Here is a 14,226-nt window from a genome sequence, read left to right as displayed (position 1 = left end):
TAATCTTCTATCGCTTCGTAAATTAAGCGCTGTATTTCTGTTCTAATATTTTCTCTAAGCAATAAATTCTTTCCCGCATTCGGATAGGTTCTATTGGCTAAAAACACATATACAATTTCTTCTTCAGGGTCTGCCCATGTGTACGTTCCTGTAAACCCAGAATGCCCAAAGCTTGTCATGGATATACACCCACAAGTTGGTCCCTCATCACCTAATTGTGGTTTATCAAACCCTATACCTCTTCTATTATTATCATCACAGTAATAACAGGTATTAAACTTATCAATAGTTTCTGGTTTCAAATATCGTTTGCCGCCATAATAGCCTTTCTGCAAATACATCTGCATAATTTTTGCCACATCGTTAGCATTACTAAATACGCCTGCATGTCCGCCAACACCATTTTGCATTGCTGCCCCCATATCGTGCACGTAACCATGTACTTTTTGATATCGGTAATAATCATCAATCTCCGTAGGAATAATTTTTTTACTACTAATTTTATAGTATGGATTATACAAGGTATAATTTGCACCTAGAGATTCATAAAAATGCGACTGTGCCAATTCATCTAGGGTTCTGTCGTAATGTTGTTCAATAAATTTCTTTAAAATGTAATAAGGAAAATCGCTGTAGCGGTATCTTTGAAGTTCTAGCAACTCAGAATTCTTTATAATTTCTGGTAGGGAATCTTGATAATCAGTTCTTAAAAACAAGTTTTTAGATACTTCAACATTAAATTTATCACTACGTTTATATCTATAATATTTTCTACTTGGTCGTTTAGTAATGGTATCTAAAGTGTGATAATAAAAAGGTTCCCATGGTCTTAAACGTGCATAATGAGACAACATACTTTTTAAGGTAACATGTGCTTTATTAGAGTCTTTATATTCTGGTAAAATTGTTGGTAGTTTTGTGTTTAAAGACACTATGCCTTGTTCTTCAAGCTCCATTAATAAAGGTAACGTTGATAAAATTTTTGTTAGTGATGCGACATCATAAATATCATCAAAAGCCACTTTTTCTTTTCCTTTGTAGGTGTGTTTACCAAAATTCTTATTATAAATGACTTTTCCTTTTCTAGCAACTAACAATTGTATTCCTGGTGTCATCATAGAATCTACCGCAAACTGAGCTACAGAATCTATGCGTTTTAATTTTTCAGAATTCATACCAACACGTTCTGGTATAGAATAGCCTAAACGTTTAAGTTCATTATTTTGAATACCATCACCTACTTTAAAATAATTTCCTATAGAAACTGGCAATCTTCCTTTTGAGGGAATAGCGCCAAAAATAAGTTGTGCCGATTTTCGTTGAGCAATCTCACTGTTTTGATAGCTCATAATTATGCTTTCAATATTTTCTAATGTTTTTAATCTGGAGAGTGCATAAGGTTTTACAAAAGCATCAATAATAACGGTATGTTTTTGCGCAATTTCATGCAACCAAACCAATTCTTTATTACTGAATTTATAACTTTCCCAAGGATTATCATTAGACCGATGAAAACCGATTATAACGGTGTTATAAGGTTTAAGTTTAGCTATCAGAGAATAAAGATTATCTGACTCAATAGCATGTACTTTGGCATATTTTTTTAATTCATTATAAAAAGCAGAACCAGAATCATCACCTAATTTTACATAAGCAATACTTTTAGTTTCTAATCGCCTAAGCGGTAATAAATCTTTATCATTTTTCACAATAGTAATTGCATTTTCAAGCAATTCCTCATATAAAATATCATCTTTTAGTCTATTTAAATCCTTTGATAAATTATAAAGTCCAATAGGTTCATAATGATGCAGACCTACTTTATATTTTGCTTGAAGAATTTTTTTAACGGAATGTTCTAAACGCGATTCGCTAATCTCGCCTGCATTATAAGCCTCAATAATTTTAGAAACTCCTATTCCAACATCCACAGACATGAGCATAACATCGTTACCAGCTTTGAAAGCAGCCAAATCAATATCGCCTGTTTCGCTAAAATCGGCTGCGCCTTTCATGGTTAATGCATCCGTAAAAATGAGTCCTTTAAAGCCTAACTTCGCTTTTAAAATATCAGTAACAATATGTTTTGATAACGAAGAAGGATAGCCCTCTCGAGTTTCTAAGCTAGGTACATTTAAATGCGCAACCATCACACTTGAAAGCCCTTCTTTAATCAATTTTTTGTATGGATAAAGTTCAATCGAATCAATACGTTTTTCGCTAAAACTTATGGTAGGAAGTGTATGATGCGAATCTTGATCGGTATCGCCATGACCAGGGAAATGTTTTGCACTAGCCAAAACACCAGCATCTTGCATCCCTTTCATAAACGCTAAACTTTTTTCAGTAACGTTATCTCTGTCTTCCCCAAAAGACCTATTCCCAATTATTGGGTTTTTTGGATTTGTATTGATATCTACAACTGGTGCAAAATTAAAATGAACACCTAATCGCTTACTGTGCTCGCCTATTTGCCTTCCTGTTTGTTCAACTAATTTATTGTCCTTTATGGCACCAAGTGTCATATTCCATGGAAATGCATAAGTTGAATCTAAACGCATGCTTAAACCCCATTCTGCATCCATTCCTATAAGCATTGGAATTTTTGAAAATGATTGTAATTCATTATTTAACCTTGCTTGTCTTAAAGGGCCTCCATTAGAATATATAATACCACCTATATGATGGTCTTTTATGATTTTAACGATTTTGTTTTTAGTCGCTTGATCTTGATTAGACATGACTTGAACCATATATAACTGCCCCACTTTTTCAGCCAAAGTCATAGCATTATAAAGACTATCTACCCATTTTTTTTGAGCTTCATAATCACTTGTTAATAACGGGTTCTTTGTGGTTTGACCAACTACTGGAAATACAAATAAAAAAGTAATTAGTATAATATAGATTCGACGCATGAAAGATTTATTAAGGGGAATTACTAGTAATAACATTAAATACTAATAATCGTGCCAAATTAATACTTTTAAGAAGAAGATGAAAAGACTTTAAGATAGATTTATAAAGAAGTTTGTGAACAGTTTCTACTTTAAAAAACGACTGTGCCAGCTTTCACTTGCTGGAACTTCCCAATTTTCTTTAAACTCAGCAATAGTGTTGACTAAGTTATTGAAAACAATGGTGTTTTTAGAAACCGCTCTATCTTTTGCCATTTTTTTGAAATCGGTAAGTGTTTTGTAAGCGACATATTCCCCTTGTTTGTAAGATACATTCATCTTATCCATTAAATCAACATTGTAATCTTTCTCTAATTGTTGAATAAAATTAACTGACGCATCTATAGAACATCCTGTAGCAGCATTTAAGTTTTGGTTTAACCCTAAAACTATAAAACGTTTATATTTTATTGTGTAACCTGCTTGTAAATCGCTACCATGAGCAGCCCAGTTTTCAATAAAAATATCTAATTTGGCTTGAATGTCTTTAAGTTCATCATCTGAAAACGAACGATTTGCTTGGTAAATCCAAACTCGAGATTCTTCTGGTAATGTATTAAATTCTACTAGCATTTTTTTAAATTACGATTTACGATTTACAAATCCTGTGCATTAGCAATAAGTTCGGCAATATCCATAACAGTAACGTCACTTTCTTTTTCTTTGGCTTTTACTCCGTCTGTCATCATGGTGTTACAGAATGGACATCCTGCGGCTATAATTTCTGGTTGTACCTCAAGTGCTTGTTCGGTACGCTCCACATTAACCTCTTTATCACCTTTTTCTGCATCTTTAAACATTTGTGCGCCTCCTGCTCCACAACATAATCCGTTGCGTTTACAGTTTTTCATTTCAATTAATTCGGCTTCTAACTTCCTTATTAAATCTCTAGGTGCTTCATAAACACTGTTTGCACGCCCCAGATAACAAGGATCATGAAATGTGATACGTTTTCCTTTATATTTTCCGCCTTCAATGGTCAATCTTCCTTCATCGAGGAGTGTTTTTAAAAACTGTGTGTGATGCATCACTTCATAGTTTCCACCTAACTCAGGATATTCATTTTTGATGGTATTAAAACAATGTGGACATGCCGTAACAATCTTTTTAATTTCATAAGCATTTAAAACTTCTATGTTTGTAACAGCTTGCATTTGAAATAAAAATTCGTTTCCTGCACGTTTTGCAGGATCGCCTGTACAGCTTTCTTCAGTACCTAAAACTGCAAATTCAACATTAGCTTTGTTTAAAAGTTTAACAAATGCTTTGGTTATTTTTTTAGCTCTATCATCAAAACTTCCAGCACAACCTACCCAGAATAATACTTCGGGTTGTTTTCCTTGAGCCATGAATTCTGCCATGGTTGGTACTTTTAGTAATTCGCTCATTGTTTTAAAAGTTTAATACCTACAAGGTTTTTAAAACCTCGCAGGAAGGTCGTTATAAGTTAGGGTTTGCGTTAGGGATTGAGGCATTTGTTGGAGCTCTCACGATTTTTCATCGGGAAGCGACTGCCGAAAGCCCGACCCTTTTCGGGTAACGCCCAAATTATTTAATTATTCGTTTTTCCAATTTAATCTGTCCATTTGATTGTATGGCCATGGTGCACCATTGTTTTCTATATTGGTCATCATGTTATTTAATTCTACTGGAGCAGCGGACTGTTCCATAACCAAATAGCGACGCATTTCTAGAATAATGGATAACGGATCTATACTTACAGGACACGCTTCTACGCATGCGTTGCAAGTTGTACACGCCCAAAGCTCTTCTTTAGTGATATAATCATCTAGTAATTGCTTACCATCATCTTTAAATTCTCCTTTATTTTCATCAATATTTTTACCGACTTCTTCCAAACGGTCTCTGGTATCCATCATGATTTTACGAGGCGACAATTTTTTACCTGTTTGGTTTGCAGGACATTCGCTAGTGCATCGTCCACACTCAGTACAGGTATAAGCGTTTAATAATTGTACCCAATTTAAATCTTGTACATCGCTGGCTCCAAACTTTGCTGGTGCTTCTTCTTCAGTCCCTTCTGGTGTTGCAGCAAACGGATCGATGTTAGGATCCATCATCATTTTCACCTCATTAGTAACTGCCTCCAAGTTATTAAACTGCCCTTTTGGTTTTAAATTCCCAAAATAGGTGTTTGGAAACGCCAATAAAATATGAAGGTGTTTAGAAAAGTATAAGTAATTCAGAAATATTAATATGCCCACAATGTGCACCCACCACGCACCTCTTTCAATAAAGTGTAATGTCCCTTCTGATAATCCTGAAAACCACGGTGCGATAAATTGACTAATGATATTTCCAGATTCCATAGCTTGAAAATTCAAGTCGGTAGCATTCATAACCAAAAACAAGGTCATCAATACCATTTCAAAATACAGGATGAAATTAGCATCATTTTTTGGCCAACTTGTCATTTCACTTTTCCAGAAACGTGCTAACTTTAATATATTTCTACGAATCCAAAATATAATTACAGATACAAATACTAAAACTGCAAGAACCTCGAAAGCACCAATTAAAAACCCGTAAACGGATTGTGGTAAGATTTTCAAACCAATTCTATGTGTACCAAATATACCATCAATTATAATTTCAAGGACTTCAATATTAATAATGATAAAACCTAAGTAAACGATAACATGCAAGAATCCTGAAATTGGACGACGCACTATTTTACTTTGCCCTAAAGCTATCATCGCCATGTTTTTCCAACGTTGTGATTTGTTATCACTAACATCAACATTTTGACCCAACTTAATATTACGGATTAGTTTTTTTACATTTTTAGCAAAAAAGCCAAGACCAAGAACCAATAGGATTGCAAAAAGTATATTTGGCAAGTAGTTCATATAAAAACCAGATTAATTGTTGTTTTTAATTTCGTTACCATCAGCGTCATATTGTTTCGGTTTTTTTCCGAATAAAGAAAAATGTACATAACGCTTAGGGTTTAGCTTCATATCTTCAAGTAATTGTTCTAATTGTAAACTTGCCCCTTCAATATTATTATAAAGCCCTTCGTCTTTTAATAGCTTACCTATTGAGCCTTCTCCATTTTCAATTTTTTCGCTGATACTTTTAAAATTTGAGATTGTAGCTTCTAGACTCGTAATAGTTTTCTTTAAATCTGCGTTGGCAAGATCTTCAGTCGTTTTTGATAAGTTTGAAGAAATTTTATCCACATTTGTTAAGGTATTATTTAACTTTTCTTCATTATTTGCCATCAAGGTATTAAGCGAATTTGAAGTGGTTTTAAAATTCTGAATAACATCATTTAAACCAGCTACGCTTGCTCTAAGGTTTGCTTTTGTTTTATCATCAAAAACATCATTTAAGTTATTTAGCAATACATCTGCATCCACCATCATCACTTCTATTTTTTCTTGCAATGGCGTTAAACGCTGATTTACTAAATCTGTCAATCCTGCTTTAACAGTACCTTCAAGAATATCATTTTCTTTAGCGATTTCTGCGCCGTCAAAAGCGGGAACAATAGCTATGGCCTTTCCTCCTATTAAACCTGTTTCGTATAATTCAGCTTTGCTGTTTTTTGAAAATTCAAATTCACTATCTACTAAAAGTTTAATTTGTAGTTTCCCTGATCCATCTCCTTTAAAAGCAATATTAACAACCTTACCTACAGACAATCCGTTTATGGTTACCGGCGTAGATGACACTAAGCCTTCAACATTATTATAAGTTGTATAAAATACACGAGAAGAATCTAGAAGATTTTGACCTTTAAGGTAATTGAACCCAAAAATAAAGAGGATGATGCCTAATAGTACTAATATGCCTGTTTTAACTTCTTTTGATATTTTCAAACTGAATTTCTTTAGAGAAACAAATTTAATATAAATATAAGAAGAAAACCTTTAATTAGTTGTTGATTTTAAAGCATCAATTAAAGCAATCTTTTTTCCATCTTTAAATGCTACAATAAAACTTGAATTATAGCCTTTGCTTCTTGCTTCATGTTCGAGTACCTTAGTTTGCTCGTAATCAGAAGTGCTGCCGTAAAAATACTTGTATAAACGCCCTTCTTTTAATCTTGAAATAGCGTTTAAACCCTTAAAGTTATAAGATTTTGTTTCTAGTGCTTTTGAACTTGCTGCGATTTGAATTTTGAATATTATATTATCTGAAAATTGATTTATTGGTTCATTAACATTTTCAATGACATTATAATCACTAACATTTTTATCAATACTGGCTTTATATTCTAGAATGGCATCTTTTATAGCGGTAGACATTTGTTGTTGCCCTTTTTTAGAATTCAGGTAAGCACCTTCTTTTTTATTAGTTAAAAAACCTAGTTCGACTAATACACTAGGCATCACCGTTTGATGTAAAACTATAAAACCAGCTTGCTTTACTTTTCTATTTTTTCGATTTAACTTACTCGTAAAGCTTTTTTGAATTAAACTAGCCAATTGAATGCTTTGATCGAGATATTCCTCTTGACTCAATAGAATACTCATGACAGATTCTGGAGAATTAGGATCGAATCCAGCATAATTTTTTTCATAGTCATCCTCCATGAAAATTACTGAGTTTTCTTTTTTGGCTACTTCAAAATTAGTTTTATTTCTGTGAGTTCCTAAAACAAAGGTTCCAGCACCGTATGCCTGAGAAGTATGAGAATCACAATGAATAGAAACAAATAAATCTGCTTTTTCTTTATTGGCTATTTTTCCTCTAACAAATAAATCTATAAACACATCTGTTTTACGTGTATAAACCACTTTAATATTTGGGTATTTATCAAGGGCTGCCCCAACAGCCAAAACAATTTTTAAAGCAATATCTTTTTCTCGATAGCCATTTCCTAAATTCCCAGGATCTTTGCCTCCATGGCCGGCATCTAAAACAACAACAAACTTGTCTTGCAAATCATTTTCATCATTATCAATAAATGAAGAATATGTTAATACTATTATAAAAGATAAGAAAAGTAAAATGTTTTGCGTTCTCATGTGGTAATTACTATTTTTTTAATCGATTGCAAAATAAATCAACCCAAGGCATCATTTTTGATACAAATTTAGTAGAAGTTTTTTTAGTATATGACAAAAATATAAAAGTGTCACATTGAGCGCAGTCGAAATGCTTTTGAATACGATATTTCCAATGTCTTCGACTGCGCTCAGATTGACATCCGATATATTATCAATTTTTGTCATGTACTCAGAGAAGTTTTATAAGGTTTTAACGACCAAAAAACTCGGTTTATTTTAATTTTAAATATTTACCTGAATAATAAATTAATCCGAGAAAAATATATGTAATTTTGACTTTTCAAAAACCGAGCCATACTTTTACAAAAATACATTTAAAAGCGTTGCGTACAAACAACTTTAAAATACTTTTTGCATTAAGTTTTACAGTGTTTATTAACACGTTAAGCTACTCTCAAGATATTCCAAAGAATGGAAAAATTATTAATAGAAGCACCAAGGATAGCTTAGTTGCAAAAATAGATAGTCTTCAAATTTCTGCACCTTCTGAAAAAACTCAAGATACTATTACAAAAGATTCTATAAAGCCTAAAAAAGAGCTTTTAGAAACCATTGTCAAGTACCACGCTAAAGATTACACAAGGTTTAGTCAAAAAAAGCAAAAATTGTATTTATATAATGAAGCCAAAATTGACTATGGCGATATGAATATTACTGCAGGAAATATAACTATAGATTATAATAAAAATACCGTTTACGCCAGAGGTATTACAGATACTGTGAGTGGTTATACACAAAAGCCTGTTTTTACGCAAGGTAGCAATGTCATAGAACCAGACTCCATTGTTTTTAACACAGAATCACAAAAAGCGCTTATCTATAATTCTAAAACAGAACAAGGTGAAGGGACCGTAATATCTGAAACCACAAAAAAAGAGAACGATTCTGTTTACTTTGTAAAAGATGCAAAATATACCACTTCAGATAATCTAGATGATCCAGAATATTACATAAAATTAAGAAAAGCAAAAATTGTACCTGGTAAAAAAATTGTAACAGGTTTGGCTAATCTTTTTATTTATAATGTACCAACACCTTTAGGATTACCTTTTGGTTTCTTTCCGCAAAGCGAGACACAAACCTCTGGTGTCATCATACCATCTTTTGGAGAACAAAATGATCGAGGTTATTTCCTGCAAAATGGAGGTTATTATTTCGCTATAAGTGATTTTTTAGATTTAGCAGTATTAGGAGATTATTATACTAATGGAAGTTATGGTATTCGTACGGAAACCACGTATTCAAAACGCTACAGATTTAGAGGTAATATTGGTTTTAGATATGAAAATTTAATTTCAAGTGAACGTGGTTTTCCAGATTATGCAAAAAGCACCATATATAACTTCAGGTGGTCGCACAGTCAAGATTCAAAAGCTAATCCTAGCTCTCGTTTTTCAGCTTCGGTAAATTTAGGTAGTAGCACTTATTTCAGACAATCTGTTAATCAAGTAAATTCTGGAGCATTTTTAAATAACACATTATCTTCTTCGGTTTCTTATTCAAAGTCTTTTCAAGGCGAACCCCAAGTTAATTTTAGTCTTACTGCAACACATACGCAAAACACAAATACTGAAACTATAAACTTAACGCTTCCAACATTTCAAGGAAGTTTAAGCAGAATGTATCCCTTTGCTTCCAAAACTAGTTCTAAAAAAGGAATTATTCAAAACGTTAATTTTCAATATAACCTTCGGGCAGAAAATAGAATACAAACTACCGATTCACTATTCTTTAAAAAAGAAATGTTTGATGATGCCAAAGCTGGTTTTCAGCATTCTATTCCACTTACTACAAACTTCAAGTTATTTAAATATTTTAGTGCTAGTGCCAGTACTAATTTTAATGAAGTCTGGACTTTTAAAACGATAGACAGAAGTTTTGACACCACAACAAATGAAACGATTACAACAGATATTAATGGTTTTGACGCCTTTAGAACGTATAATTTTAGCACCAGTATAGGGACCACCATTTACGGTATGTTTAATTTTGAAAAAGAGGGGCAAGACAAAAAAATAAAGGCCATACGGCATATTATCAGACCTTCTATTAGCTACAATATTAATCCTGCTTTTGATAAATACTATGATACTTATGAAGGCGATGAAATTGTTGATGCTGATGGTACTACCACAAGAGACCTTATAGAATATAGCCGATTTGAAGGTGGTATTTTTGGTACTCCAAATAAAAACTTTTCTAGTTCTATGGGGCTTTCTGTTTCCAATAACCTTGAAGCTAAAGTAAGAGATAGAGATAGTACTGCCACAGAGCCTAAAAAAATTATTTTATTAAACAATTTAAACTTTTCTACATCCTATAATTTTGCAGGAGATTCTTTAAAATGGAGTCCCGTTAGAATGAGTGGAAGTACCCAATTATTTAAAAATAAAATGAGCATTAATTTTAATGCCACCCTAGATCCTTATGCTTTAGATAATAACAATAGAAGAATAGATAAATTTAATATAGATAACGGTGGAAGCCTGTTTAGATTATCCAGCGCTAGTTTAAATGCTAGTTGGACTTTGGCCAGCAAAAAAGCTGATGATAAGAGTAATAAAAAAGATAAAGGTATTAATGAAAATGTGCGTAGTGGCGGTCGAGCAGATGATTTGTTTGGTATTTCGGAAGATTTTTCAAATCCACAATTTAGTAAAACTAACGAATCTGAAAATGAAACTCCAAGTGACCTATACCATTATACAATACCGTGGAATTTAAGAATTGCTTATGCCGTAAATTATTCAAATAGTAGGCGCCAAAATGAAATTTCATCACACTCTCTTATGTTTTCTGGAGATTTAGAACTATCACCCAAATGGTCTATAGGAGCCTCTTCTGGATACGATTTAAAAAACGCAGGTTTTACATATACACAATTACGTTTTGAACGCGATTTATTAAGTTGGCGAATGAATTTTTCTTGGATTCCATTTAGCTCTAGAAGCTCATGGAATTTCTTTATAGGTATAAAATCTAGTATTTTACAAGATCTTAAATATGAGAAGCGTAGACAGCCAGATATTCAATTCTAAAAATCGACTAAAAATATAACGATTCTTATACCATAAATTAAAATTAGAGGTTTTCGCTTTATTCATTATTTTGTAATAATGAATTCATGAATCTTACGATTTCGCGGAAATGATAAATAACTATTATATTATGAAAACAGTAATCACTACCAAAAATGCTCCGGCTCCTATTGGACCATACAATCAAGCCATCTTAACAGGAAATACCTTATTTACATCGGGTCAAATTGCTATTAACCCTGAAACAAATACGCTTGTTTTAGACGATATAAAAACAGAAACAAAGCAAGTTATGCAAAACTTAAAAGCAGTATTAGAAGCAGCAAGTATGACTTTTGAGCATGTTATCAAATCATCTATTTTTATTAGTAATATGGATGATTTTGGATTAATAAATGAAGTTTATGGCAGCTATTTTGATGATGCTAATGCGCCCGCTAGAGAAACCGTACAAGTAGCAAGATTACCAAAAAATGTTAATGTTGAAATTAGTGTGATTGCTATAAAATAAAGCGAGTTCGATATCACTACAAATAAATTCAAAACCGAAAATCTATATTTTAATGTCAAATAAAAGTTGAAATAGCATTACATAACCACTAAGCAGAAGTGTTCGTTTTAGCGAATTTCATTAATAACTTTTTTAATTTTGCAACCTCAATTGGTTTTGCTAAGAAATCATCGATACCAGCATGTTTTGCTTTTTCAATATCCTTCTCAAACGCACTAGCTGAAACCGCAATAATAGGTGTTTTATTGTTTGTATATTTATCAGTTTCCTTAATAAATTTTGTAGCTTCATATCCATCCATATCTGGCATGTATATATCCATAAAAATCATATCAAAATCTAATATTTTATAAAGTTCTACAGCTTCTAATCCATTTTTTACAAACGTACAGTCTACTCCTTGTTTCTCTAAAAGAAACTTTATTACTTTTTGATTCATCCTGTTATCTTCAGCAACTAAAACACTAAACTTATCAGATAAAATAGGTTGTTGAACTTCTTCAACAGGTTTAATCTTTAATGTCTTTTTTAACTGTAAACTAAAATAGAATGTAGAGCCTTCATTTTCTTTACTTTCTAATTTAAGTTCGCCTCCCATGAGTTCTACTAGATTATGGGAAATTGAAAGCCCCATGCCACTTCCTCTATAATCTTTCTTTATAGAATTATTATAAACGCCTTGAGGGTTTTTAAAAATACGTTTGGCATCTTCTGGTTTCATTCCTATTCCAGTATCCTTGATATAAAAGGTGATGAATTGGTCGTTATCAATACCAACAGATTGATCTACAATAATCGATATTTTTCCAGTATTAGTGAATTTTATAGCATTATTTATCAAATTAATTAATACCTGCTGAATTCTGGAAGAGTCGCCTAATACCAAGAATTTGCCTTTGTCTTCAGATATAAATTTGTACTCAAATTCCAAGCCTTTTTCCCAAGCTTGATATTCAAAGACTTTAAAAAGCTTAGATAAATTGGTTTTTAAATCGACTGTTTTTAAGTTCAATTCTAGCTTTCCTTCATTAACTTTAACATTATCAGTTACCATATTAACCAACTGTAATAAGTGTTTTGAAGAGTATTCAGCGATTTCAACTTGAGCTATTTGATCACTATTTAAGTCCGTTTGTTTTAGCATATTCAACATCCCTAAAACCGTATTTAGTGGTGTACGCACTTCATAACTCATGTTCTCTAAATAAATAGATTTATGGTTTACCAATTCTTCAGCAATTTCTAAACTCTCCTTCAGCTCATCTATTCTTAGTTTTAAATTGGTTTTAACAACCTCATTTTTCAACTGGTTCTTTAAAAAAAATTGTAAAGCTAGCACTTGAATAATAGCCAATATGAACAAGAAAATAGCAGCACTTTGGGCGTATATTTTTTTTTCTAGAAAAAAGTATCCAATAAGTAATATAGCCGCTATAGAAATAAAAATGAAAAAGGATAATTTCTTTTTCATTTTTATGTGTTTAATAGATTTAGGGAAAATCTTCATTAAAAGATGCTTTTTAACAAACATATCTATAATTATATTAATTAACAAAAGTATTATGGGTATTAAGTCTTATATTTATTATGAATTTAAAATTCTAATAAGAACTAAAACATATCATAAAAATGCGTATTGAATACGATATAAAATTAGGGTTTAAGGACGTTATGATACGTCCAAAACGGTCAACCTTAAAAAGCAGATCAGATGTCAACTTAGATCGTAATTTTAAATTTTTACACAGCTCATTAACATGGGAAGGTGTTCCAATTATAGCAGCAAATATGGACACCGTTGGCACTTTTGAAATGGCAAAAGCATTATCAAGGAACAAACTTTTTACTGCCATACACAAGCATTATTCTATTGCTGAATGGTGTAAGTTTCTTAAAAATTCTCCAAAAGGTATTGAAGATTATATTGCTGTAAGCATTGGTATTAGCGAACATGACGCAATAAAGCTTGCAGAAATAATTAAATTAAATCCAAAATTAAAATTCATTTGTATAGATGTTGCCAATGGGTATTCAGAGTATTTTGCTGAATTTGTAAAGCAAACTAGAAAACAATATCCAGAAAAAGTAATTATTGCTGGCAATGTGGTTACTGGTGAAATGGTTGAAGAGTTATTACTTTCTGGTGCGGACATAATTAAAGTTGGTATTGGACCAGGGTCCGTTTGTACTACGCGTATAAAAACCGGAGTTGGTTATCCTCAACTATCTGCAATTATTGAATGTGCAGATGCTGCACATGGTTTAGGTGGGCAGATTATTAGTGATGGTGGTTGTGCAACTCCGGGAGACATCGCAAAAGCATTTGGTGCTGGAGCCGATTTTGTAATGTTAGGAGGCATGCTAGCTGGACATGATGAAAGTGGAGGAGAATTGACTACGAAAAACGGTAAATCTTATAAACACTTTTATGGTATGAGTTCATCAATTGCCATGGAAAAACATGTTGGAGGTGTTGCTGAATATAGAGCTAGTGAAGGAAAAACAGTTGAAGTACCTTACCGAGGCACAGTTGAAAATACTTTGCAAGATATTTTAGGTGGATTAAGAAGCACATGTACTTATGTAGGTGCTGCCAGATTAAAAGAATTGACTAAACGCACTACATTTATAAGGGTTGCCGAACAGGAGAATACGGTTTATACTAAAAAAAGTATTTAAGC

10 protein-coding genes are annotated in these 14,226 nt (G+C 32.4%); 3 read left to right on the top strand and 7 right to left on the bottom strand.

The annotated features are described in order from the left end of the window. The 6 genes from AAC024_RS10925 to AAC024_RS10900 all read right to left on the bottom strand — a co-directional run. Nucleotides 1-2,918, bottom strand: a 2,918-nt coding sequence (locus AAC024_RS10925) for a glycoside hydrolase family 3 N-terminal domain-containing protein (RefSeq protein WP_339895425.1), incomplete at its 3' end; no start/stop codon positions are given. Nucleotides 2,919-3,044: 126 nt separating this feature from the next. Beyond that, on the bottom strand, nucleotides 3,045-3,530 hold the full coding sequence (locus AAC024_RS10920; protein WP_339895424.1) for an ABC transporter ATPase: 486 nt from the start codon (nucleotides 3,528-3,530) through the stop codon (nucleotides 3,045-3,047). 23 nt (nucleotides 3,531-3,553) lie between these two features. Beyond that, nucleotides 3,554-4,345: a (Fe-S)-binding protein gene (locus AAC024_RS10915; RefSeq protein ID WP_339895423.1), complete on the bottom strand. Its 792-nt coding sequence runs from the start codon at nucleotides 4,343-4,345 to the stop codon at nucleotides 3,554-3,556. A 168-nt stretch (nucleotides 4,346-4,513) separates the two neighbouring features. Continuing rightward, nucleotides 4,514-5,827, bottom strand: coding sequence for a (Fe-S)-binding protein (locus AAC024_RS10910; protein ID WP_339895422.1), 1,314 nt, complete (start codon nucleotides 5,825-5,827; stop codon nucleotides 4,514-4,516). Between the two features lie 12 nt (nucleotides 5,828-5,839). Further along, the gene (locus AAC024_RS10905) at nucleotides 5,840-6,802 is read right to left on the bottom strand and encodes an MlaD family protein (RefSeq protein ID WP_339895421.1); all 963 of its coding nucleotides are present in this window, start codon (nucleotides 6,800-6,802) and stop codon (nucleotides 5,840-5,842) included. A 51-nt stretch (nucleotides 6,803-6,853) separates the two neighbouring features. Then, nucleotides 6,854-7,954 (bottom strand): N-acetylmuramoyl-L-alanine amidase, encoded by a 1,101-nt coding sequence (locus tag AAC024_RS10900; RefSeq protein ID WP_339895420.1) that lies wholly within the window; start codon nucleotides 7,952-7,954, stop codon nucleotides 6,854-6,856. Nucleotides 7,955-8,268: 314 nt separating this feature from the next. Between AAC024_RS10900 and AAC024_RS10895 the strand changes: the two genes are divergently transcribed. Further along, complete coding sequence (locus tag AAC024_RS10895; RefSeq protein WP_339895419.1) at nucleotides 8,269-11,034, top strand: putative LPS assembly protein LptD; 2,766 nt, start codon at nucleotides 8,269-8,271, stop codon at nucleotides 11,032-11,034. A 130-nt stretch (nucleotides 11,035-11,164) separates the two neighbouring features. After that, a complete protein-coding gene (locus AAC024_RS10890) occupies nucleotides 11,165-11,545 on the top strand; it encodes a RidA family protein (protein ID WP_339895418.1) in 381 nt (126 codons plus the stop codon). A gap of 88 nt (nucleotides 11,546-11,633) precedes the next feature. On the opposite strand, the gene AAC024_RS10885 is transcribed toward AAC024_RS10890, so the two are convergent. Beyond that, the gene (locus AAC024_RS10885; protein ID WP_339895417.1) at nucleotides 11,634-13,016 is read right to left on the bottom strand and encodes an ATP-binding protein; all 1,383 of its coding nucleotides are present in this window, start codon (nucleotides 13,014-13,016) and stop codon (nucleotides 11,634-11,636) included. 158 nt (nucleotides 13,017-13,174) lie between these two features. Here AAC024_RS10885 and AAC024_RS10880 point away from each other — a divergent pair, with 158 nt between their 5' ends. After that, nucleotides 13,175-14,224, top strand: coding sequence for a GMP reductase (locus tag AAC024_RS10880; RefSeq protein WP_339895416.1), 1,050 nt, complete (start codon nucleotides 13,175-13,177; stop codon nucleotides 14,222-14,224). Nucleotides 14,225-14,226: the final 2 nt, after the last annotated feature.

It is taken from the genome of uncultured Algibacter sp., from assembly GCF_963976535.1.
Taxonomy (GTDB): domain Bacteria; phylum Bacteroidota; class Bacteroidia; order Flavobacteriales; family Flavobacteriaceae; genus Algibacter_B.
This window is presented reverse-complemented; position numbering and strand designations above follow the sequence as displayed.